The 21,177-nt window shown below is 56.3% G+C and carries 21 protein-coding genes; 13 read left to right on the top strand and 8 right to left on the bottom strand.

Annotated features, from left to right (window positions below; genetic code table 11):
- Position 1 precedes the first annotated feature (1 nt).
- The 8 genes from infB (at position 2) to HA41_RS20505 (ending at position 10,068) form a co-directional block, all read left to right on the top strand.
- Positions 2–2,695 (top strand): translation initiation factor IF-2, encoded by a 2,694-nt coding sequence (infB, locus tag HA41_RS20475; RefSeq protein WP_094122274.1) that lies wholly within the window; start codon positions 2–4, stop codon positions 2,693–2,695.
- Between the two features lie 65 nt (positions 2,696–2,760).
- Positions 2,761–3,168, top strand: coding sequence for a 30S ribosome-binding factor RbfA (gene rbfA / locus HA41_RS20480; RefSeq protein WP_094122275.1), 408 nt, complete (start codon positions 2,761–2,763; stop codon positions 3,166–3,168).
- The gene (gene truB / locus HA41_RS20485) at positions 3,168–4,112 is read left to right on the top strand and encodes a tRNA pseudouridine(55) synthase TruB (protein ID WP_094122276.1); all 945 of its coding nucleotides are present in this window, start codon (positions 3,168–3,170) and stop codon (positions 4,110–4,112) included. Before rbfA ends, truB begins: the two co-directional genes overlap by 1 nt.
- A 131-nt stretch (positions 4,113–4,243) precedes the next feature.
- The gene (rpsO, locus tag HA41_RS20490; RefSeq protein ID WP_003851063.1) at positions 4,244–4,513 is read left to right on the top strand and encodes a 30S ribosomal protein S15; all 270 of its coding nucleotides are present in this window, start codon (positions 4,244–4,246) and stop codon (positions 4,511–4,513) included.
- Positions 4,514–4,823: 310 nt separating this feature from the next.
- Positions 4,824–6,959 carry a polyribonucleotide nucleotidyltransferase gene (gene pnp / locus HA41_RS20495; RefSeq protein WP_094122277.1) on the top strand — a complete coding sequence of 712 codons (2,136 nt, stop codon included), beginning with the start codon at positions 4,824–4,826 and terminating at the stop codon, positions 6,957–6,959.
- Positions 6,960–7,088: 129 nt separating this feature from the next.
- Entirely contained in the window at positions 7,089–7,973 is an 885-nt protein-coding gene (nlpI, locus tag HA41_RS20500) for a lipoprotein NlpI (RefSeq protein ID WP_094122278.1), read from the top strand.
- A 105-nt stretch (positions 7,974–8,078) separates the two neighbouring features.
- Positions 8,079–8,135, top strand: a complete 57-nt coding sequence (yrbN, locus tag HA41_RS21750) for a protein YrbN (RefSeq protein WP_098053093.1) — start codon at positions 8,079–8,081, stop codon at positions 8,133–8,135.
- Between the two features lie 16 nt (positions 8,136–8,151).
- On the top strand, positions 8,152–10,068 hold the full coding sequence (locus HA41_RS20505) for a DEAD/DEAH family ATP-dependent RNA helicase (RefSeq protein ID WP_094122279.1): 1,917 nt from the start codon (positions 8,152–8,154) through the stop codon (positions 10,066–10,068).
- A gap of 57 nt (positions 10,069–10,125) precedes the next feature.
- On the opposite strand, the gene HA41_RS20510 is transcribed toward HA41_RS20505, so the two are convergent.
- Positions 10,126–10,872 (bottom strand): SDR family NAD(P)-dependent oxidoreductase, encoded by a 747-nt coding sequence (locus HA41_RS20510; protein WP_094122280.1) that lies wholly within the window; start codon positions 10,870–10,872, stop codon positions 10,126–10,128.
- Positions 10,873–11,057: 185 nt separating this feature from the next.
- On the opposite strand from HA41_RS20510, the gene HA41_RS20515 reads away from it, so the two are divergent.
- Positions 11,058–12,017 (top strand): AraC family transcriptional regulator, encoded by a 960-nt coding sequence (locus HA41_RS20515; protein WP_094122281.1) that lies wholly within the window; start codon positions 11,058–11,060, stop codon positions 12,015–12,017.
- Here the strand turns inward: HA41_RS20515 and HA41_RS20520 are convergent.
- The 3 genes from HA41_RS20520 to ubiU all read right to left on the bottom strand — a co-directional run bounded on the left by HA41_RS20520 (position 11,979) and on the right by ubiU (position 14,989).
- Positions 11,979–12,989 carry a luciferase-like monooxygenase gene (locus tag HA41_RS20520; RefSeq protein ID WP_094122282.1) on the bottom strand — a complete coding sequence of 337 codons (1,011 nt, stop codon included), beginning with the start codon at positions 12,987–12,989 and terminating at the stop codon, positions 11,979–11,981. The genes HA41_RS20515 and HA41_RS20520 overlap by 39 nt on opposite strands.
- A 116-nt stretch (positions 12,990–13,105) precedes the next feature.
- Complete coding sequence (locus tag HA41_RS20525) at positions 13,106–13,984, bottom strand: U32 family peptidase (RefSeq protein ID WP_094122283.1); 879 nt, start codon at positions 13,982–13,984, stop codon at positions 13,106–13,108.
- Positions 13,985–13,993: 9 nt separating this feature from the next.
- A complete protein-coding gene (gene ubiU, locus HA41_RS20530; protein ID WP_094122284.1) occupies positions 13,994–14,989 on the bottom strand; it encodes a ubiquinone anaerobic biosynthesis protein UbiU in 996 nt (331 codons plus the stop codon).
- 205 nt (positions 14,990–15,194) lie between these two features.
- On the opposite strand from ubiU, the gene ubiT reads away from it, so the two are divergent.
- Together ubiT and HA41_RS20540 are read left to right on the top strand one after the other, a co-directional pair.
- Positions 15,195–15,719 (top strand): ubiquinone anaerobic biosynthesis accessory factor UbiT, encoded by a 525-nt coding sequence (ubiT, locus tag HA41_RS20535; protein ID WP_094122303.1) that lies wholly within the window; start codon positions 15,195–15,197, stop codon positions 15,717–15,719.
- Positions 15,713–16,219, top strand: a complete 507-nt coding sequence (locus HA41_RS20540) for a GNAT family N-acetyltransferase (protein ID WP_094122285.1) — start codon at positions 15,713–15,715, stop codon at positions 16,217–16,219. Before ubiT ends, HA41_RS20540 begins: the two co-directional genes overlap by 7 nt.
- Here the strand turns inward: HA41_RS20540 and HA41_RS20545 are convergent.
- A complete protein-coding gene (locus HA41_RS20545) occupies positions 16,203–16,502 on the bottom strand; it encodes a GIY-YIG nuclease family protein (protein WP_094122286.1) in 300 nt (99 codons plus the stop codon). The two genes, HA41_RS20540 and HA41_RS20545, sit on opposite strands and share 17 nt — an antisense overlap.
- Before the next feature lie 85 nt (positions 16,503–16,587).
- Between HA41_RS20545 and HA41_RS20550 the strand changes: the two genes are divergently transcribed.
- Positions 16,588–17,016, top strand: coding sequence for a YhbP family protein (locus HA41_RS20550; RefSeq protein WP_094122304.1), 429 nt, complete (start codon positions 16,588–16,590; stop codon positions 17,014–17,016).
- A 34-nt stretch (positions 17,017–17,050) separates the two neighbouring features.
- On the opposite strand, the gene HA41_RS20555 is transcribed toward HA41_RS20550, so the two are convergent.
- Positions 17,051–17,572: a type 1 glutamine amidotransferase domain-containing protein gene (locus HA41_RS20555; RefSeq protein WP_094122287.1), complete on the bottom strand. Its 522-nt coding sequence runs from the start codon at positions 17,570–17,572 to the stop codon at positions 17,051–17,053.
- Positions 17,573–17,716: 144 nt separating this feature from the next.
- Here HA41_RS20555 and HA41_RS20560 point away from each other — a divergent pair, with 144 nt between their 5' ends.
- Entirely contained in the window at positions 17,717–18,352 is a 636-nt protein-coding gene (locus tag HA41_RS20560; RefSeq protein WP_094122288.1) for an NAD(P)H-binding protein, read from the top strand.
- Here HA41_RS20560 and nrdG read toward each other — a convergent pair.
- Positions 18,344–18,811, bottom strand: a complete 468-nt coding sequence (gene nrdG, locus HA41_RS20565) for an anaerobic ribonucleoside-triphosphate reductase-activating protein (RefSeq protein ID WP_094122289.1) — start codon at positions 18,809–18,811, stop codon at positions 18,344–18,346. The two genes, HA41_RS20560 and nrdG, sit on opposite strands and share 9 nt — an antisense overlap.
- Positions 18,808–20,946: an anaerobic ribonucleoside-triphosphate reductase gene (gene nrdD, locus HA41_RS20570; protein WP_094122290.1), complete on the bottom strand. Its 2,139-nt coding sequence runs from the start codon at positions 20,944–20,946 to the stop codon at positions 18,808–18,810. The genes nrdG and nrdD overlap by 4 nt, the downstream gene beginning before the upstream one ends.
- Positions 20,947–21,177: the final 231 nt, after the last annotated feature.

Here is a 21,177-nt window from a genome sequence, read left to right on the forward strand (position 1 = left end):
CATGACAGATGTAACCGTAAAATCGCTGGCCGCAGAAATTCAGACTCCGGTCGATCGCCTGGTACAGCAATTTGCTGATGCGGGGATCCCTAAGTCTGAAAATGACGCAGTGACCCAGCACGAGAAAGAAACCTTATTGTCTCACCTGAATCGTGAGCACGGTCAGGTCGGTTCAGCTAAGCTGACGCTGCAGCGTAAAACACGCAGCACCTTGAATATTCCTGGCACCGGGGGTAAAAGTAAGTCGGTGCAAATCGAAGTCCGCAAAAAGCGCACATACGTGAAAGGTGATGCAGAGTCTGAGCAAGCTCAGGCTGAAGCAGAAGCTGAGGCGCAGCGTGAAGCGGAAGAGCAGGCGCAACGCGAGGCTGAAGAAAAAGCCCGTCGCGAAGCTGAACAGAAAGCGCAACGTGAAGCCGAAGAGAAAGCCAGGCGCGAAGCCGCTGACAAGGCCAAACGTGCAGCAGCGGAAAATGAGAAAGTGACAAATCAACCTACCGACGAAGTGACCAAGGCTGCCCAGTCCGATAAAGCCCGTCGCGAAGCTGAAGCTGCCGAACTGAAGCGTAAAGCTGAAGAAGAAGCTCGCCGTAAGCTTGAAGAGGCTGCCCGCCTTGTAGCAGAAGAAGCCCGCCGTCTGGCTGAAGAGAAATCAGCTGAATGGGAAAAACCGGAAGAAGAAGATAAAGGCGACTATCACGTCACCACTTCGACCCATGCCCGTCAGGCTGAAGACGAAAATGACCGTCAGGTTGAAGCGGGTCGTGCGCGTGCGCGTACTACCGCTAAAGCTGCGCGTCCGGCGAAAAAAGGCAACAAACATTCTGAAGCCAAAACCGACCGTGAAGAAGCGCGTGCGCAAGTTCGTGGTGGTAAAGGCGGTAAGCATCGCAAACCAAGCGCCTTGCAGCAGGGCTTTAACAAGCCAGCACAAGCGGTTAACCGCGATGTCGTGATTGGCGAAACTATCACCGTAGCCGAACTGGCGAACAAAATGGCGGTGAAAGGGTCTCTGGTCATCAAAGCGATGATGCGGATGGGTGCCATGGCGACCATCAACCAGGTTATCGATCAGGAAACTGCACAACTCGTTGCCGAAGAGATGGGCCACAAAGTGACCCTGCGTCGTGAAAACGAGCTGGAAGAAGCGGTAATGGACGATCGTGATACCGATGCTGCGCAGGAGTCTCGCGCGCCGGTTGTGACCATCATGGGACACGTCGACCACGGTAAAACCTCACTGCTGGATTACATTCGCTCCACCAAAATCGCCTCTGGCGAAGCGGGCGGCATTACCCAGCACATCGGTGCATACCACGTAGAAACCGATAACGGTATGGTCACTTTCCTCGACACCCCAGGCCACGCCGCGTTTACCGCGATGCGTGCACGTGGTGCGCAGGCGACTGACATCGTTATCCTGGTCGTGGCAGCAGACGATGGCGTGATGCCACAGACTGTCGAAGCTATTCAGCACGCCAAAGCGGCTAAAGTGCCGGTTGTGGTCGCGGTGAACAAGTGTGATAAGCCTGAAGCCGATCCGGATCGTGTTAAAAACGAACTGACTCAGTACGGGATCATCCCGGAAGAGTGGGGCGGCGAAAACATGTTCGTTAACGTCTCTGCGAAAGCGGGTACCGGCATTGACGATCTGCTTAACGCTATCCTGCTGCAGGCGGAAGTGCTGGAGCTGACCGCTATCCGTGAAGGTATGGCGAGCGGCGTGGTCATCGAATCGTTCCTCGATAAAGGTCGTGGACCGGTTGCTACCGTGCTGGTGCGTGAAGGTACGCTGAACAAAGGCGACATCGTACTCTGTGGCTTCGAATATGGCCGCGTTCGTGCAATGCGTGACGAACTGGGTCGCGAAGTCATGGAAGCGGGTCCTTCTATCCCGGTTGAGATTCTGGGCCTGTCCGGCGTGCCGGCTGCCGGTGATGAAGCGACCGTGGTCCGTGACGAGAAGAAAGCACGTGAAGTTGCGCTCTATCGTCAGGGCAAATTCCGCGAAGTTAAACTGGCTCGCCAGCAGAAATCTAAGCTGGAGAACATGTTTGCTAACATGACCGAAGGCGAAGTTTCTGAACTGAACATCGTGCTGAAAGCGGACGTTCAGGGTTCTGTGGAAGCGATCTCCGATTCTCTGCAGAAACTCTCCACCGACGAAGTGAAGGTGAAGATTGTCGGTTCAGGCGTGGGCGGGATCACCGAAACCGATGCGACCCTGGCTGCGGCCTCTAACGCCATCCTCCTTGGCTTCAACGTCCGTGCCGATGCCTCTGCGCGTCGCGTCATCGATGCAGAAAGCCTGGATCTGCGCTACTACTCCGTCATCTATAACCTGATTGACGAAGTGAAAGCGGCGATGAGCGGCATGCTGGCACCAGAGTACAAACAGCAGATCATTGGTCTGGCTGCGGTCCGCGACGTCTTCAAATCACCGAAGTTTGGCGCCATTGCCGGTTGTATGGTGACGGAAGGTAACATCAAACGTCACAATCCAATCCGCGTCCTGCGTGACAACGTGGTGATTTACGAAGGCGAGCTGGAGTCTCTGCGTCGCTTTAAAGATGACGTCAACGAAGTGCGTAACGGCATGGAGTGCGGTATCGGTGTGAAGAACTACAACGATGTTCGCGTTGGCGATATGATCGAAGTGTTTGAAATCATCGAAATTAAACGCACCATCGAGTAATAAACTGCTGATGTGTTGCAATTTGGGAGGCCTCTGGCCTCCCGAATTATTTGGGAGAAATAATGATGGCGAAAGAATTTGGTCGCCCGCAGCGCGTTTCACAAGAGCTGCAAAAAGAGATTGCGATGATCCTGCAGCGTGAGATCAAAGATCCACGTCTTGGCATGATGGTCACCGTCTCCGGTGTTGAAGTCTCACGTGACCTGGCCTACGCCAAAGTGTTCGTGACTTTCCTGAATGATAAAGATGAAGAAGCGGTAAAAAATGGCCTGAAAGCGCTGAAAGAAGCCTCAGGTTATATCCGCATTCTGCTCGGCAAAGCGATGCGCTTGCGTATCGTGCCTGAGCTGACCTTCTTCTACGACAACTCGTTGATCGAAGGGATGCGCATGTCCAACCTCGTCAGCAGCGTCGTGAAAAACGATGCCGAGCGCCGTGGCCCTGACGCCAATGGTGATGACGAGGAGGCGTAATGAGTCGTCCGCGTCGTCGCGGTCGCGACGTCCATGGCGTGTTGTTGCTGGATAAGCCACAAGGCGTCTCGTCGAATGATGTGCTGCAGAAAGTGAAGCGTATTTTTAACGCTAATCGCGCAGGACACACCGGCGCGCTTGATCCGCTGGCCACCGGCATGCTACCGATTTGCCTGGGTGAAGCGACCAAGTTTTCGCAGTATCTGCTGGACTCCGACAAGCGTTATCGGGTGATCGCTCGCCTCGGTGAGCGTACTGATACCTCTGATGCCGATGGCAACGTGGTACAGACGCGCCCGGTGAGCTTTACCCAGGCCGAACTGGATACCGCACTGGAAAGTTTCCGCGGCGAGACGCTGCAGGTGCCATCGATGTTTTCCGCGTTAAAGCATCAGGGCCGACCGCTGTATGAATATGCGCGTCAGGGCATAGAGATTGCGCGTGAGCCGCGTCCCATCACCGTCTACGAATTGCAATTTATTCGCTGGGAAGGGGATGAACTGGAGCTGGAAATCCACTGCTCTAAAGGGACCTATATCCGCACTATCATCGATGATCTGGGTGAAAAGCTCGGCTGTGGCGCGCACGTTATCATGCTGCGTCGGGTGCAGGTTGCACGCTACCCTTATGAGCGAATGGTCACGCTGGAACAGCTTAATGGCTTACTGGCTGAGGCGACCGAAGCCGGTATTCCGCTGGAAACCCAGCTGGATCCGCTGCTGCTGCCGATGGACAGTCCCGCCGCAGATTTCCCTGAGGTGAATTTGTTGTCTGCCGTTGCGGCGTACTTCAAACAGGGACAACCGGTGCAGGCCAGCAATGTGCCAGCGCAGGGGTTGGTTCGTGTTACCGAAGGTGATGCGCGTAAGTTTATCGGCATGGCGGAAATCGCCGACGATGGCCGCGTGGCACCGCGGCGTTTAGTGGTTGAATATCAGGATTAAGCGGCGTGACCTTTTTTCGCTGATAGCGCATTTGCGTTGCTATCGGGCGAAGAGTAGAATAGCGCGGCTTTAAAGCGGGATGCTGAATTAGAGATCGGCACCCATACATTCATTTTTTACTGGAGTTTATTATGTCTCTAAGCGTAGAAGCTAAAGCAGAGATCGTTGCTAAATATGGCCGTGGTGCTAACGACAGCGGTTCAACGGAAGTTCAGGTTGCCCTGTTGACCGCGCAGATTACCCATCTGCAGGGTCACTTCTCTGAGCACAAAAAAGACCACCACAGCCGCCGCGGTCTGCTGCGCATGGTATCTCAGCGTCGTAAGCTGCTGGACTACCTGAAGCGTAAAGACGTTGCACGCTACAGCAGCCTGATCGAAAGTCTCGGTCTGCGTCGCTAAGTCTGAAGAATCTGATCGTCGGGGCATTATGCGGGCTTTTGCACTCTGTGCAGCTTACGATCAGATTTGTGCGAGTTTCGTGAAGAGGGGGCCTTTATGGCCCCTTTTTTCGAGCAATCGGCAGCAATCCGGACCAAACTGATGTATTGTTGCTTAGTGTGATCTTTTTTTGCAGAGTTTCGCGCGGCTAATGAGAGGCTTTACCGCAGGGGCGGTTAAGGGTTGTCATTAGTCGCGAGGGATGCAACTGAAGATCGGTGATCAATGGCAGGCTACAGATAGCCGTGCCCCGAAGTTAAGGACTTTGATTTTGCTGAATCCGATCGTACGCAAATTCCAATATGGTCAACATACCGTCACGCTGGAAACCGGCATGATGGCTCGCCAGGCGACTGCCGCTGTAATGGTGAGCATGGACGATACCGCAGTGTTCGTCACTGTCGTAGGTCAGAAAAAATCTAAACCAGGTCAGGACTTCTTCCCACTGACTGTTAACTATCAGGAGCGTACCTACGCTGCTGGTCGTATCCCGGGCAGCTTCTTCCGTCGTGAAGGCCGTCCAAGCGAAGGCGAAACGCTGATTGCGCGTTTGATTGACCGCCCGATTCGCCCGCTGTTCCCGGAAGGCTTTGTTAACGAAGTTCAGGTTATTGCCACCGTGGTTTCCGTGAACCCACAGGTTCATCCGGACATCGTGGCAATGATTGGTGCCTCTGCTGCGCTGGCACTTTCCGGTCTGCCATTCAATGGTCCGATTGGTTCTGCGCGCGTTGGCTACATCAACGATCAGTATGTGCTGAACCCAACGGCCGATGAGCTGAAACAGTCTCGTCTGGATCTGGTGGTAGCCGGTACGCAAAATGCCGTTCTGATGGTGGAATCTGAAGCTGAGATCCTGTCCGAAGAGCAGATGCTGGGCGCTGTGGTCTTCGGCCACGACCAGCAGCAGGTTGTTATCGAAAACATCAACGCACTGGTCGCCGAAGCGGGCAAACCACGCTGGGACTGGCAGCCAGAAGCCGCCAACACCGCGCTGATTTCTCGCGTGGCTGCGCTGGCTGAATCGCGCATCAGCGATGCTTACCGCATCACGGATAAGCAGGAGCGTTACACTCAGGTTGGCGTGATTAAAGATGAAACCATCGCTGCGCTGCTGGCTGAAGATGAAACACTGGATAGCGCTGAAATTGGCGATATCGTTCACAGCCTTGAAAAGAATGTGGTTCGTACCCGCATCCTGAACGGCGAGCCACGCATCGACGGTCGTGAGAAAGACATGATCCGTGGTCTGGATGTGCGTACTGGCGTGCTGCCACGTACTCACGGTTCTTCGCTGTTCACCCGTGGTGAAACGCAGGCGCTGGTCACCGCAACGCTGGGTACCACCCGCGATGCGCAGAATCTGGATGAGCTGATGGGCGAACGTACCGACAGCTTCCTGTTCCACTACAACTTCCCTCCGTACTCCGTGGGTGAAACCGGTATGGTTGGCTCGCCTAAGCGTCGTGAAATTGGTCACGGTCGTCTGGCGAAGCGCGGCGTGCTGGCCGTGATGCCAAAAGCGGAAGAATTCCCGTACACCGTCCGTGTGGTGTCAGAAATCACCGAGTCAAACGGCTCCTCATCAATGGCCTCTGTCTGTGGTGCCTCACTGGCGCTGATGGATGCGGGTGTTCCGATCAAGGCTGCTGTTGCCGGTATCGCGATGGGTCTGGTGAAAGAAGACGAGAAGTTTGTGGTTCTGTCTGACATCCTCGGCGACGAAGATCACCTCGGTGACATGGACTTCAAAGTAGCCGGTAGCCGTGAAGGTATCACCGCGCTGCAGATGGACATCAAAATCGAAGGCATCACGCGTGAAATCATGCAGGAAGCGCTGAACCAGGCCAGAGGTGCGCGTCTGCACATTCTCGGCGTCATGGAACAGGCTATCAGCACGCCGCGTACTGAGATTTCTGAATTTGCACCACGCATTTACACCATCAAAATCAGCTCTGACAAGATTAAAGATGTGATCGGTAAAGGCGGCTCAGTGATTCGTGCACTGACCGAAGAGACCGGCACCACCATCGAAATCGAAGATGATGGCACGGTGAAAATTGCCGCGACCGATGGTCTGAAAGCGAAAGAAGCGATTCGTCGTATTGAAGAGATCACCGCAGAGATCGAAGTGGGCCGCATTTACAGTGGTAAAGTGACCCGCATCGTTGACTTCGGTGCCTTCGTCGCTATTGGCGGCGGTAAAGAAGGTCTGGTCCACATCTCTCAAATCGCCGACAAGCGTGTTGAGAAAGTGACCGACTATCTGCAGATGGGTCAGGAAGTCCCGGTTAAGGTGATGGAAGTTGATCGCCAGGGCCGTGTCCGTCTGAGCATCAAAGAAGCGACAGAATCTAAGCCGCAGACTGAAGAAGCTGCAGCGGTGAGCACACCTGACGCTGAATAAGTCGTTGCTGATTTGCCTCTCCTTGCCTGGCAGGGAGAGGCGTTTGAGTCATCGCGAGGGCGGGAATCCTTGTGCACAGCAGGCGGATAACAGGATGGTTATCCCAATGGTTGTATTCGGGAGTGGGAAATGAAGCCTTTTCTGCGCTGGTGTTTTGTTGCGACAGCTTTGACGCTGGCAGGATGCAGCAACTCCAATTGGCGTAAGAACGAAGTTCTTGCAGTACCTTTACAGCCCACACTGCAGCAGGAAGTGATTCTGGCGCGCATGGAACAAATTCTTGCCAGTCGCGCCCTCACCGATGATGAACGCGCACAGCTGTTATATGAGCGCGGAGTGTTGTATGATAGTTTAGGTCTGCGGGCATTAGCGCGGAACGATTTTTCGCAAGCGCTGTCTATAAGACCAGATATGCCAGAAGTGTTTAACTACTTAGGCATATATTTAACGCAGGCGGGCAACTTTGATGCCGCCTATGAAGCGTTTGATTCTGTACTTGAGCTTGATCCAACTTACAACTATGCGCATTTAAACCGTGGTATCGCCCTCTATTACGGCGGTCGATACAAGTTAGCGCAAGATGATCTGCTGGCGTTTTATCAAGACGATCCTAACGATCCTTTCCGCAGTCTGTGGCTCTATCTCGTTGAACGTGAGATGGATGCCGACAAGGCAAAAGTGGCGCTTCAACAGCGTCATGATAAAGCGGACAGAGACCAATGGGGATGGAATATTGTCGAGTTCTACCTGGGTGACATCAGCGAAAAGTCGTTGATGGAAAGTCTCCAGGCGGACGCAACGGATAACACCTCGCTCGCTGAACATCTCAGTGAAACCAACTTCTATTTAGGTAAGTACTACCTAAGTCTGGGGGAGAAGGACGACGCAAAAGCGTTGTTCAAACTGGCGGTGGCCAACAACGTCAATAACTTTGTTGAACACCGATACGCATTGTTGGAACTGGCGCAACTCGGCCAGGCACAAGACGATTTATCAGAATCTGACCAGCAATAGCTGACGAACTTTAATTGCCTGTAAAACCTGTCAAGTCATCATCTTCAGGGATGAAGGCTTTTCTGTTCGTCGAAACTTCTAATTTGAGCCGGTTCACACTTTTTGATGAAAATGACTGAAAGTTTTCACGACGAGTTATGTAGACTGGCCGCCGCAATCTAAGAGGCACGTGTACTACATGACTGATATTCAAACCACTTTTGCTGACCTTGGCCTGAACGCCGACATCCTTGAATCACTGAATGGCATGGGCTACGTTAAGCCATCCCCAATCCAGGCTGAGTGTATTCCTCACCTGCTGGCGGGCCGTGACGTGTTAGGCATGGCGCAGACCGGGAGTGGTAAAACTGCGGCGTTCTCTCTGCCGCTGTTACACAACATTGATCCTACTGTTAAAGCACCACAAATCCTGGTGCTGGCACCGACCCGCGAACTGGCGGTACAGGTTGCTGAAGCAGTTACCGAATTCTCTAAACACATGCGTGGCCTGAACGTGGTTGCCCTTTATGGCGGCCAGCGTTATGACGTGCAGCTGCGCGCATTGCGTCAGGGACCACAGGTTGTTGTGGGTACACCTGGCCGTCTGCTTGACCACCTGAAACGCGGCACGTTAGATCTCTCTAACCTGCGTGGTCTGGTGCTGGATGAAGCAGACGAAATGCTGCGCATGGGCTTCATCGAAGACGTTGAAACCATCATGGCGCAAATTCCAGCCGATCATCAGACTGCGCTGTTTTCTGCAACCATGCCGGAAGCGATTCGTCGCATCACTAAACGCTTCATGAAAGACCCACAGGAAGTGCGTATTCAGTCAAGCCTGACCACGCGCCCTGATATCAGCCAGAGCTACTGGACCGCTTACGGTCGTAAAACAGACGCACTGGTTCGCTTCCTTGAAGCGGAAGACTTTGATGCTGCCATCATCTTTGTGCGTACCAAAAACGCAACGATGGAAGTGGCTGAAGCGCTGGAGCGTAGTGGCTATAACAGCGCCGCGCTGAACGGTGACATGAACCAGGCACTGCGTGAGCAGACGCTGGAGCGCCTGAAAGATGGTCGTCTCGACATCCTGATTGCAACTGACGTGGCGGCCCGTGGCCTGGACGTTGAGCGCATCAGTCTGGTGGTTAACTACGACATTCCGATGGACTCAGAATCTTACGTTCACCGTATCGGCCGTACCGGTCGTGCAGGCCGCGCGGGTCGCGCCCTGCTGTTCGTTGAGAACCGCGAACGTCGTCTGCTGCGCAACATCGAACGTACCATGAAGCTGACCATCCCGGAAGTTGAGCTGCCAAATGCAGAACTGCTGGGTGAGCGTCGCCTGGCTAAATTTGCGGCCAAAGTCCAGCAGCAGCTGGAAAGCAGCGATCTGGATCAGTACCGTGCGCTGCTGGCTAAAATGCAGCCAGAAGAAGAGATGGATCTGGAAACGCTGGCGGCAGCACTGCTGAAGATGGCACAGGGCGAACGTCCTCTGATTCTGCCACCAGAAGCACCGCGCCCGGCACGCCGCGAATTCCGCGATCGTGACGAGCGTGATGGCCGTCGTGACAGCCGTGAAGCGCGTGACTCACGTGGTCCACGTGAAAGCCGTGATGGCGACCGTCCACGTCGCGAACGTCGTGACGTTGGCGAAATGCAGCTCTATCGCATTGAAGTGGGTCGCGATGATGGCGTTGAAGTTCGTCACATCGTGGGTGCGATTGCGAACGAAGGCGACATCAGCAGCCGTTACATCGGTAACATCAAGCTGTTCGGTACCCACTCAACTATCGAGCTGCCGAAAGGCATGCCAGGCGATGTGCTGCAGCACTTCACACGTACCCGTATTCTGAACAAGCCGATGAATATGCAGTTACTGGGTGATGCACAGCCGAACGAAGGCCGTGGCGATCGTCGTCCAGCCGGTGGTGGCGAGCGTCGTGGTCCTGCGGGTGCAGGCGCGGGCGCAAACCGTGAAGGTGGTCGTCGCTTCTCTTCTGAACGCCGTGAAGGTGGTCGTGAAGGCGGACGCAGCTTCAACCGTGAAGGCGGTCGTGGTCCACGTCGTGAAGATGGCGGTGCCGCAGCACCACGTCGTCGTGACGCATAACAGACGTTAAGTCGTGATAAAAAGGGAAGCCTTCGGGCTTCCCTTTTTTTATGCCGGTCAGGCGCCGCCGCTGATCATCACGCGCTCGCCGCTGACGTAAGCAGACTCCTCAGACGCCAGAAACAGCGCCACCTGCGCAACATCCTCCGGCAGACCAAAACGTCCCAGCGGCGTGGCTGCCAGCATCTGCGCCTTCAGCTGCGGGCTGAATTTTTTGGCTGCCAGCAAACCTTCGGTCAGAATCATGCCTGGTGCTAACGCGTTGACCCGGATATTTTTCGGCCCCAGTTCACGCGCCAGCCCCTGTGTCAGGGTATCGATGGCGCCTTTGGTGGCGGCCCACAGCACCGAGCCCGGCGTACTGTTTTTGCTGTTCAGGGCGCTGAGATTGATAATGCTGCCGCCGTGCGGCGGAAAGTGGTGAATCGCCTGCTGACACACCAGCAGGGTGCCGAGCAGATTGACGTCGAGTTGCTGGCGCATCGCCTCCAGCGTCAGAGCCGTAAAATCACCGTGATGAAAACTGCCGGCATTGTTAACCACAATATCGGGTGCGCCGAACTGCGCCACGGTGGTGGCAAACAGCCGCTCTACATCGCGCGACTGTGACACATCCGCCTGAACTGCTACTGCTTCGCTGCCCAGTAAGCGGATATCGCTCACCACGTCGGCGGCACCCGGCTCGTCCTGTCGATAGTTCACTATCACGCGTGCGCCAGCGGCGGCAAAAGCGATGGCGATCGCCGCACCGATCCCCTTTGACGCGCCCGTCACCAGCGCGACTCTGTTTTCCAGTGCTTTCATAATTTTGTTCTCTGCCGTAATGATCGCGTAGCCAGACTATGCGCGCTGACCCCCGGATGGGGGTAGCGCAATCCTGCAAGCTTTTTGCACAATCCTGCAAAAGTGAGGTTACGGGGCGGGCGTCGGGAATAACTTCAGGTAACATCGATAGCCTGGTGTAGTGACTGGCGGAAGCGGGGGGATTGATGACAGAAAATGATAGATGGCAGGCGCTGGCGCAGCTAATTGACCGCCACGCACCCACTGACGGGCGGCACAACAGTGCCATTGATTGCCTGTTTTTTGGCCGAAGCTCTGCGCCCAGCGAGCCGGTGCATATTGCCCAATGGGCCAGCTTCGCGCTGGTGGCGCAGGGCGGTAAGGCGCTGCATATCGGCGATGAAGTGCTGCATTACGGACCGGGCGATCTGCTGCTGGTGACACTGGATATGCCGGTGCGCTCCTGCGTAACCGTTGCCACGCCGGAAAAGCCCAATCTCGGGATTGGCATCGCCATCAATGAATCGCGGCTGATGCGCTATCTCGAACAGTTTCCGTCCGCGCTGCCGCCGGGGCAGGCGGGCAGTGAACGTGGCATTACGGTACATAAGATGTCGTCGCTGCTGGTCGATGCGGTGATCCGGCTGGTGCGTTTACTTGACCAGCCGCAGGACATCGCCGCGCTGGCACCGCTGATTGAGCAGGAGATCTTCTATCGGTTGCTGACCGGACCGGAAGGGCCGCGCATCCTGAATATGGCGCTGGCCGAGCGACCCGGCAACCGCGTGGCGCAGGCGGCGCGCTGGCTACGGGAAAACTTTCATCAGCCGCTGAAGATTGATCAACTCGCCAGTAAGGTGGGAATGAGCGTCTCGTCGCTGCACCATCACTTCAAAGCGGTGACCGCAATGACGCCGATGCAGTATCAGAAACAGCTACGGCTGAATGAGGCAAGAAGGCTGATGCGGGTGGAGAAGCTGGATGCCGGTACGGCGGGCTATCGGGTGGGGTATCAGAGTGCGTCGCAGTTCAGCCGGGAATACAGCCGGTTTTATGGCTGCTCACCGGCGCGTGACAGTCGCCAACTGGCGGCGGGCGCAGAGACGCTGCGTCCGCCGCAGACGGCATTACAGACTGCGGGCCGCCTCCATCGCAATGGCGAATGAACGCAGACGGGCTTCAGTATCAAAAATCTGGCCGTTAACCATGATCTCGTCAGCCTGGGTTTCGCGCATCAGCGAGGCCAGTCCGTGACGCACTTTATCGGTATCACCGACCAGTGACATACTGAGCGCCTGCTGTACGCCATACTGCTCGGATGGCGACCAGAGATTATCCATATTCTCTACCGGTGCCGGCAAGGGACCCGGCTTACCGCGGCGCAGATTAATAAACTGCTGCTGCTGCGAGGTAAACAGGAAACGGGCATCGCGCTCGCTGTCGGCGGCCACCACGTTGATACAGACCATCGCGTACGGTTTTTCAAGGCGCGCCGAAGGCTGGAAATTCTCACGGTAGACATGCAGCGCCTGGAATAACTGATCCGGCGCGAAATGCGAGGCAAAGGCGAACGGCAGCCCCATTCTGGCTGACAGCTGAGCGCTGTAAAGGCTGGAACCCAGCAGCCAGACCGGAATCTTCAGACCGAGACCCGGCACCGGTTGCACCGGCGGCTGATCGCCCGGTTCGGCATCGAACCAGCTAATCAACTCAGCCACATCGTCCGGGAAGGTATCGGCATGCATGCTGGAGAGATGGCGGCGTAAGGCCATCATGGTGCGCTGGTCGGAGCCGGGCGCACGGCCTAAGCCCAGATCGATACGGCCGGGATAGAGCGAAGCCAGGGTGCCGAACTGCTCGGCGATCACCAGCGGTGCATGGTTAGGCAGCATGATACCGCCAGAGCCCAGCTGCAGTGTGTCGGTGTTCGCCGCCAGATAACCTATCAGCACCGAGGTTGCGGCGCTGGCAATGCCCGTCATGTTGTGATGTTCCGCCAGCCAGTAACGCTGATATCCCAGTTTTTCAGCCTGACGCGCCAGTGCCAGCGACGTGTGGAACGCCTCGCGCGCGGTCAGGCCCTGGGGAATCGGCGCCAGGTCCAGCACGGACAGACGAATAGGTTTTTTCTCAGACATGGCTACTCCCGTTATATGGCGCAGACATTAAAATCTGCACCCTTTAGTATTACGCATCATTTCTTATATTAAAACTGCTAACCTCAGCAGGAATATAGCCGGTATGTGCTTTCTACTCAGGAAGCCAGCGTCATGCCCGCCAGTTTGCGCCAGTAGCCGTTGCAATCGTTGCCTTTCGCCATCATCAGCGGTGCCTGACCATTTTCATTGGCGCGGAAGCGATCGATCTCCGCCAGCGTTGTGCAATCCTGCGGTGAGAGCCGCACGCAATCGACCCGGTTATGCATGCCCACCAGATCGTTACCGAGGTTATAGCAGTAGCCACTCATGGTCTGAATGCCGTTAAGCACAAACACCTGCTGACCCTCCTGCGACAGGACGCGACGACCTGCCGGATAGTTGATGCAGCAGGTTTCACAGGCATCTTTAGCCCGGTTCTCTGAACGCGCGGTGAAGCAGCGTGCCGACAGCGCCAGCGGCAGATGACCATAGCCCAGCACCTCCACCTCAAACTGCTGGCGGATACCGCGCTCTTCGCACTGCTGCAGCAACTGCAGCAGCCAGTCACGCGACATCTCGACCGGCATGCACCAGCGGGTCATGCCTTCTTTGACCAGCAGCTGCAGCGTTTCGGCGTTATAGACATTCAGCGTCGGCCCGGCGACAAACGGCAGATGACGTTCTGCAGCCATGTTCACCGTGCCAATATCATTGGCTTCGATCAGAAACTCACCATTTTCGACGTAGCGCTGCAGCTCTTTCAGTTCTGACGGCGACTGCAGCAGCGCCAGCGTGCTGAGCACCACCTGTTTGCCACTGGCCGCCAGCTCACGTGCCAGCGCCATCCAGTCCGCATAGGCGGTGGCGCGCCGTTTGCTACATACCGCTTCGCCAAGGTAGATGATATCCGCACTGCTGCGCGCGGCCTGCTGGTAAAATTGTTCCAGCGTGTCAGTTGGCCAGTACCAGAGCACCGGTCCCAGGGCATATTGCATCATGACTCCTTATTGCCATTCACGGTGATAGGCGCCCAGCGTGGTCTGGGTGCCTTCGGACAGATCACCCAGCGTCTGCATCCACTCTGGCGTGACCCCAAACTGTTCCGGCTGCGCCTGACAGCGATCGATCGCCTGACGCCAGACGCGCGCCACGTCAGCCACGTAGGCCGGGCTGCGCTGACGGCCTTCGATTTTCACCGAGGCGATGCCGGCCCGCAGCAGTTCCGGCAGCAGTTCCAGCGTATTGAGGCTGGTGGGTTCTTCCAGTACGTGATAGCGCTGATCGTTAACCTGATAGCGGCCTTTGCACAGGGTGGGGTAACCCGCGCTTTCGTCGGGGGCATAACGATCAATCAGCACTTCATTCAGCCGTGACTCCATGCCCTGCGGCGTCTGCTGCCAGCGCACAAACTTCGCGGGCGAGCAGGCACCGGCGCTGTTGGGTGATTCACCGGTCAGCCATGATGAGAGGTAGCAACGTCCTTCCGCCATAATGCAAAGGCTGCCGAAAGCGAACACCTCCAGCGGCACCGGCGTTGAGCGGGCAAGCTGTTTCACCTGATGAATCGACAACACCCGTGGCAGCACGACCCGGTGCAAATTGAAGTGGCGGTGATAAAAGCGAATCGCCTCAAGGTTAGTGGCGGAGGCCTGCACCGACAGATGGCGTTCAACCTCTGGATAGCGCGTTGCGGCATACTCCAGCGTGGCGATATCTGCCAGGATCAGCGCATCTGCACCGTTTTGCGCTGCCACGTCAATTGCCCGCTGCCAGCGTCCCATGCCATCCGGATGCGCAAAGGTATTGATCGCCACGTGCAGTTTGCGGCGATGCTGATGCAGATAGCGTGCGGCTTCTGCCAGCTTTTTATCGGTAAAGTTGAGACCCGCAAAGTGACGGGCATTGGTGTCATCTTTCAGTCCCACATAGACCGCATCAGCGCCATTCTCTACGGCGGTGCGCACTGCGGGTAAATTTCCTGCCGGGCAGAGCAGTTCCATCGGTAATCCTCTCGACATGCAGATGGGCGTCGAGTCTAGGCATCTGCCTGCGGACAAACGTTGATTTGAGGCAGTGAAATCCCATTTGAGCGTTGCCGGTGATGATTTTTTTCATCATCCGTCAGGGGTTTTTATTGATCTAAGAGGAGGTGCGCAGAAAAGGATATGGCAATATAGGTAAAATTTTCTGAAGGGAGTGAAGAAAGTGTTAGAGCGGTTACATGCCAGGATTGTGAAAAAGGCGCCTGAAATCTTAGGCTTACCTGTAGCGCTAACCCCATTCCCGGTTAAAAAGTTGCTTTTGCAACAACTCCTGAACTGGCAATTTCGCCATGCTTTAGCTGAAGGTGAGTTAGACTTTCTGGAAGGTCGCCTGCTCGGTATTGAGATTGCGGATGTCAATTTGCGATGGATCACCACGATGCAGGATGGCCGACTGGCGGTATTGCAGCACGCCGAAGCGGATGTCTGGTTTCGGGGCAATGCCAACGACTTATTGCTGGTGGCAGCACGCAAAGCAGATCCTGACATGCTGTTCTTTCAGCGCCGACTGGCGATTGAAGGTGACACCGAGCTGGGACTGGAGGTGAAGAACGTAATGGATGCTATTGAACTCGACGCCATGCCCACCGCATTACGCACGGCGATTCAGCAGATGGCGAATTTTGCCGAGGCCGGAATGAAACAGGACGCGAAGGCCGCACAGGCGCGCGCGGGTGTTGCATGTTGATTCGTACCGAAATTGGCGTTGATGCCGCTGGCATCGACAGTTTACTCCGACGCTGTTTTGATCGTTCAGCCGAAGCTGAGCTGACCCAGGCGCTGCGTGAAGATGGCCTGCTGACCTTAGGCGTGGTTGCCACTGATGAAGGGGGTCAGGTGCTGGGCTATGCGGCATTCAGTCCGGTCAGCGTGCAGGGCGAAGATCGCGGCTGGGTTGCACTGGCACCGTTGGCGGTGGACGAAAGCCTGCGCGGTCAGGGCATCGCTAAACAGCTGATTTATGAAGGGCTGGATACGCTCAATGAGTTTGGCTACAGCGCCGTGGTAGTGCTGGGCGATCCGGCGTTTTTTAACCGTTTTGGCTTTGAGCCTGCGGCGCGTCATGGTCTGCACAGCCGCTGGCCCGGCAGCGAAGCGGCTTTCCAGGTTTATCGGCTGGCGGATAATGCTTTTGACGGCGCGGAAGGGCGCATCGATTTCGCGGAGCCGTTTAACCGTCAGCCTTAACCGGCTCACCCAGCCAGCTTTCCAGACTGACCGGCTGGCTCGCCACTAACAGTAACTTCTGCTGGCGGGTCAGCTGCTTAACCTGGTACTCCAGTCTGGACGCGCTGGCACGATCGCCCGCCTCACAGTGAAAGACCAGATCCAGCGGACCTTTGCCACGCAGTGCGCGGGCACCGCGCCCACGCTGATGCTGATCCACCCGGCGCGGGACATCGGTGGTAATGCCGGTGTAGAGACTCCCTTTCGCCGTGCGGACGATGTAGAGTTGCCAGCGCTGACTCATCACAATGAATTCCAGAAAAACAGTGCCAGGCAGTGTAGCGCGCTTCGCCGCCTGCCGCTATCCGGTACGCAGCCAGGAGATCACCTTGTCCGACCATGCCCATCTTGTTCGCTATCTCAGAAAACAGCACGTCCTTTCTCTTTGCTGTACCGCCGATGATGAGCTGTGGTGCGCCAACTGCTATTACGTCTTTGATGAAACACGCATGGCGTTCTGGATCATGACCGAATCGGATACCCGCCACGGCTTGCTGGTGATGAAAAACCCCCAGGTGGCCGGCACGGTTAACGGCCAGCCCAGAAGCGTACTGCTGATCAAAGGGGTGCAGTATCGCGGCCAGATCGTGCGGTTAGAGGGCGAAGCGGAAAGCGCGGCACGTAGCGCCTATCAGCGACGATTCCCGATTGCACGCAAAGTGTCAGCCCCGTTGTGGGAGATTCAGCTGGATGAAGTGAAGATGACGGATAACGCGTTGGGCTTCGGCAAGAAGATTGCCTGGGTGCGGGAGGGGTAGAAGCCCCTCTCCGGCAGGAGAAGGGCGCAGCGGTTTAGATTGCTTCGAGGATTCGCAGGGATTCGCGATTAAATGCCGGCAGATCGTCTGGCGTCCGGCTGGTCACCAGCTTATCGTCATCCACCACCACTTCTTTATCGTGGAAGTCAGCACCGGCGTTTATCAGATCAATAGCAATCGCTTTGACACTGGTCATCTTGCGGCCGCGTACGCCATTGGCGCTGATCAGCAGCTGTGGACCGTGGCAGATTGCAAAGATCGGTTTACCGCTGGCGACAAATTCTTTGGTAAAAGCGACAAAGCGATCGTCACCGCGCAGGGCGTCGGGTGAATGGCCGCCTGGCAGCAGCAGTGCGTCAAACTCGGCCGGGCTGACTTCATCAATGCTGCGATCGATGGTCACTTCCGCTTCGCCTTGTTTACCTTTGACGACGTTACCCGCTTGCTTCTCAATGGTGATCACCTCAAAGCCAGCACCTTTGTAACTCTCGGCGGGTGAGGTAAATTCTGAGTCTTCAAATTCATCGGTAATCAAAACCGCAACTTTCTTGCTCATTTTTTCCTCCTTAAATGTGTGGAGCGCCGGGGCGCTTTCCTCAATAACGTATTAAGCCTGGCCGCTCAGAGTGATAACGCAAGCCGAGCCGTATAGATCAGCTATCTTTTAACCTGTGTGCAGTGAAATAAGGACGAATCTGAGATGAATCGCGTATTACTGACTGGTGCCACCGGATTAGTCGGATCGCATCTGCTGCGCTTACTGATTGAGGACTCGCGGGTGGATGAAATCATTGCGCCGACCCGGCGGGCGCTGCCCGCAATGCGCAAGGTGGTCAATCCGGTTGAAGCCGATCTCACCGACGTACTCGGCCCGTTGCAGACCTCGCTGGATACGGTGTTTTGCTGCCTCGGGACGACGCGCAAACAGGCGGGCAGCAAGCAGGCTTTTATCCACGTCGATTACACCCTGGTGGTGGACAGCGGCCTGAGCGGATTACGGCTGGGGGCAAAACAGATGCTGGTGGTCAGCGCACATGGCGCTAACCGACACTCGCCATTTTTCTACAATCGGGTTAAAGGCGAAATGGAGAATGCACTGCGGCATCAGGGCTGGCCGCGCCTGACGCTGGTACGACCTTCGTTATTACTGGGGGATCGGGCGCAGACACGCCCCGGAGAGAGTCTGATGGCGCCGCTGTTCAGCCTGCTGCCGGGTAACTGGCGATCAGTTACTGCACGGGACGTGGCGCGCTGTCTGCATCAGCAGGCCTTTACGCCGGGCGGCGACAGTGTGACCATTATTGAATCGGGCGCGATCCCGCGGCACTCAGCGTAGCGGCCAGATGCGCTGATTGCGGCTGCCGCGCCAGGGCAGAGTGAGATCTTTTTCCGCTTCAACGAAGCGGCCATCAATCAGCACGTCGAGATAATCCAGCACCTCGCGCTGCGCCGCATTCAGCTCCTGCATCCGGTAACCGGTCCACAGCCAGATATCCTTGCCAGCACACTCCTGTCGTACCCGCTTCACCAGCCGGCGAATGTGCGGCACGTTATGCGGATGCAGGGGATCGCCGCCGCTCAGCGACAACCCCTGGCGCGGGATGCGGGTGTCCTGCAAATCTGCCAGCAACTGCTCTTCCATCGCCAGGGTAAAGGGAACGCCCGAGTCGAGCCGCCAGGTGCTCTGGTTGTAGCAGCCGCGGCACTGATGCTCGCAGCCAGCGACAAACAGGGTACAGCGTGTTCCCGGCCCGTTAACGATATCCACATCGTAATAGCGATGGATATGCATCATCCCAGCGGCCCCTCAGAGAGATGTTTCACCCGGCGCTGCACTTCCTGCTGCTTACCGGCATTAAATGGCCGCGCATCCGGGCTGCCGAGATAGCCGCAAACCCGGCGGGTGACCGAAACGCGGGCCGGATCGTGGTTGCCACACTGCGGGCAGGTAAAGCCGCGGCTGGTGCAGCTAAACTCGCCGTTGAAACCGCACGCGTAGCACTCATCAATCGGGGTGTTGGTGCCGTAATAAGGTACGCGGTCGTAGCTGTAATCCCAGACATCCTCCAGCGCCCTGAGGTTGTGCTGAATATTAGGGTATTCGCCGTAACAGATGAAACCGCCATTCGCCAGCGGCGGATAGGGCGCTTCAAAGTCGATTTTGTCGTACGGATTCACCTTCTTCTCGACGTCCAGATGGAAACTGTTGGTGTAATACCCTTTGTCAGTAACGCCGGGCACCACGCCAAACTCCGCCGCATCCAGCCGGCAAAAGCGATCGCACAGGTTTTCACTCGGGGTACTGTAGAGGCTGAAGCCGTAGCCGGTCTCTTCTTTCCAGCGATCGGTGGCGGCGCGCAGATAGGCGATAATCTCCACGCCTTTGGCGCGCAGTGCCACGTCATCATAAGGGTGATGCTCCCCGCCGCTTAGCGCATTCAGGGTTTCATGCAGGCCGATATAACCCAGTGATAGTGAGGCCCGCCCGTTGCGGAAGATCGGTCCGACTTCATCATCAGCGTTGAGGCGAACACCGCAGGCCCCTTCCATATAGAGGATCGGTGCCACCCGTGCTTTGGTCTTCTCCAGCCGCGCCACGCGGGTCATCAGTGCCCGCTTCGCCAGCAAAAGACGTTGATCCAGCAGGGTCCAGAAGCGGGCTTCGTTGCCCGCCGCCTCCAGCGCAATACGTGGCAGATTGAGGCTGATCACCCCGATATTGTTACGGCCCTCGTGGATCTGCTCGCCATTCTCTTCATAGACGCCAAGGAAGCTGCGACAGCCCATCGGCGTCTTAAACGATCCGGTGACTTTAACTACCTGATCGTAATTCAGGATGTCGGGATACATGCGCTTACTGGCGCATTCCAGCGCCAGTTGTTTGATGTCGTAATTAACATCGCCGGCGCGGCGGTTCACCCCTTCACGGATGCTGAACACCAGTTTCGGGAATACGGCGGTTTTACGTTTTTTGCCCAGACCGGCCAGCCGGTTGCGCAGAATCGATTGCTGGATCAGCCGGGCTGCCCAGTCCGTGCCCAGTCCGAAGCCAAAGGTGACAAAGGGTGTCTGACCGTTGGCGGTGTGCAGCGTATTGACTTCATACTCCAGCGACTGAAAGGCGTCGTAGCACTCTTTTTCGGTGCGCTGCCGGGCATACTGCTCCGCCTCAGCGATCTGCCACTCTGTGGCGATGGCGTAATGGCGCTGATAGCTCAGCTCAACAAAGGGTGCCAGCACCTCATCAATCCGATTAATGGTGGTGCCGCCGTAAATATGGCTGGCGACCTGGGCGATGATCTGCGCCGTCACGGCGGTTGCGGTGGCAATCGACTTAGGCGGCTCGATCTCGGCGTTGCCCATTTTAAAGCCGTTGGTCAGCATCCCTTTCAGATCGATCAGCATACAGTTGAACATCGGGAAGAAGGGCGAGTAGTCGAGGTCGTGATAATGGATCTCGCCGCGTTCATGGGCCAGCACCACATCGCGTGGCAGGATCTGCTGCTGTGCATAGTGCTTCGCCACGATCCCGGCCAGCAGATCGCGCTGGGTCGGGATCACTTTGCTGTCTTTATTGGCATTTTCATTCAGCAGCGCGGCATTGGTCTGATCGACCAGCCCGCGAATGGCGTGGTGTAACTGGCTCTGGCGATCGCGCGCAACGTCGCGATCGTGGCGATATTCAATATAGGCGCGGGCCAGCTGCGGATAAGGACCGGCCATCAGCGTCTCTTCGACCGCGCACTGGATCTCGCGGATGTCGACTTCCTGACGATCGGCCAGCAGCGCACTGACGCGCTGCGCCACCTGCCTGCACCAGGACGCATCATCCACCTCCGCCGCGCGCGCGGCAGCGGCCACGGCTTGCTCAATACGTTGTGCATCAAAGCCTGTCCGGCATCCATCACGCTTAATCACTACCGTCGCCATTATCACTCCAGAGACTACATATGGGTATTCGCAGGATTCTAATCCCTACATGTAGTGATTGTTGCGAATTATTCCACCGAATTTTGACCTGCAACAAGGAAGGACGAAACCGGCAGAAAAAAGCGCCGGATGTTAACTATTTCCGCCGTTAGTTCAAATTTCTTAATGGATTAACTTGATTAACAGCGCGAAAAAACGTTAATCAGGGTTTGCCCGTGTTAAACCATTGAC

The sequence above is a fragment of the Pantoea conspicua genome, from assembly GCF_002095315.1.
In the GTDB taxonomy this organism is placed as follows: Bacteria; Pseudomonadota; Gammaproteobacteria; order Enterobacterales; family Enterobacteriaceae; genus Pantoea; species Pantoea conspicua.

Excerpts from the sequence above, each read along its gene's own strand:
- HA41_RS20525 (WP_094122283.1), bottom strand. The coding sequence starts at position 13,984 with ATGCAATATGCCCTGGGACCGGTGCTCTGGTACTGGCCAACTGACACG.
- HA41_RS20545 (WP_094122286.1), bottom strand. The coding sequence starts at position 16,502 with ATGAGTCAGCGCTGGCAACTCTACATCGTCCGCACGGCGAAAGGGAGT.
- HA41_RS20520 (WP_094122282.1), bottom strand. The coding sequence starts at position 12,989 with ATGTCTGAGAAAAAACCTATTCGTCTGTCCGTGCTGGACCTGGCGCCG.
- HA41_RS20560 (WP_094122288.1), top strand. The coding sequence starts at position 17,717 with ATGAATCGCGTATTACTGACTGGTGCCACCGGATTAGTCGGATCGCAT.
- ubiU (WP_094122284.1), bottom strand. The coding sequence starts at position 14,989 with ATGGAACTGCTCTGCCCGGCAGGAAATTTACCCGCAGTGCGCACCGCC.
- HA41_RS20555 (WP_094122287.1), bottom strand. The coding sequence starts at position 17,572 with ATGAGCAAGAAAGTTGCGGTTTTGATTACCGATGAATTTGAAGACTCA.
- infB (WP_094122274.1), top strand. The coding sequence starts at position 2 with ATGACAGATGTAACCGTAAAATCGCTGGCCGCAGAAATTCAGACTCCG.
- rbfA (WP_094122275.1), top strand. The coding sequence starts at position 2,761 with ATGGCGAAAGAATTTGGTCGCCCGCAGCGCGTTTCACAAGAGCTGCAA.
- HA41_RS20505 (WP_094122279.1), top strand. The coding sequence starts at position 8,152 with ATGACTGATATTCAAACCACTTTTGCTGACCTTGGCCTGAACGCCGAC.
- HA41_RS20540 (WP_094122285.1), top strand. The coding sequence starts at position 15,713 with ATGTTGATTCGTACCGAAATTGGCGTTGATGCCGCTGGCATCGACAGT.
- nrdG (WP_094122289.1), bottom strand. The coding sequence starts at position 18,811 with ATGATGCATATCCATCGCTATTACGATGTGGATATCGTTAACGGGCCG.
- nrdD (WP_094122290.1), bottom strand. The coding sequence starts at position 20,946 with ATGGCGACGGTAGTGATTAAGCGTGATGGATGCCGGACAGGCTTTGAT.
- HA41_RS20510 (WP_094122280.1), bottom strand. The coding sequence starts at position 10,872 with ATGAAAGCACTGGAAAACAGAGTCGCGCTGGTGACGGGCGCGTCAAAG.
- truB (WP_094122276.1), top strand. The coding sequence starts at position 3,168 with ATGAGTCGTCCGCGTCGTCGCGGTCGCGACGTCCATGGCGTGTTGTTG.
- nlpI (WP_094122278.1), top strand. The coding sequence starts at position 7,089 with ATGAAGCCTTTTCTGCGCTGGTGTTTTGTTGCGACAGCTTTGACGCTG.
- HA41_RS20515 (WP_094122281.1), top strand. The coding sequence starts at position 11,058 with ATGACAGAAAATGATAGATGGCAGGCGCTGGCGCAGCTAATTGACCGC.
- rpsO (WP_003851063.1), top strand. The coding sequence starts at position 4,244 with ATGTCTCTAAGCGTAGAAGCTAAAGCAGAGATCGTTGCTAAATATGGC.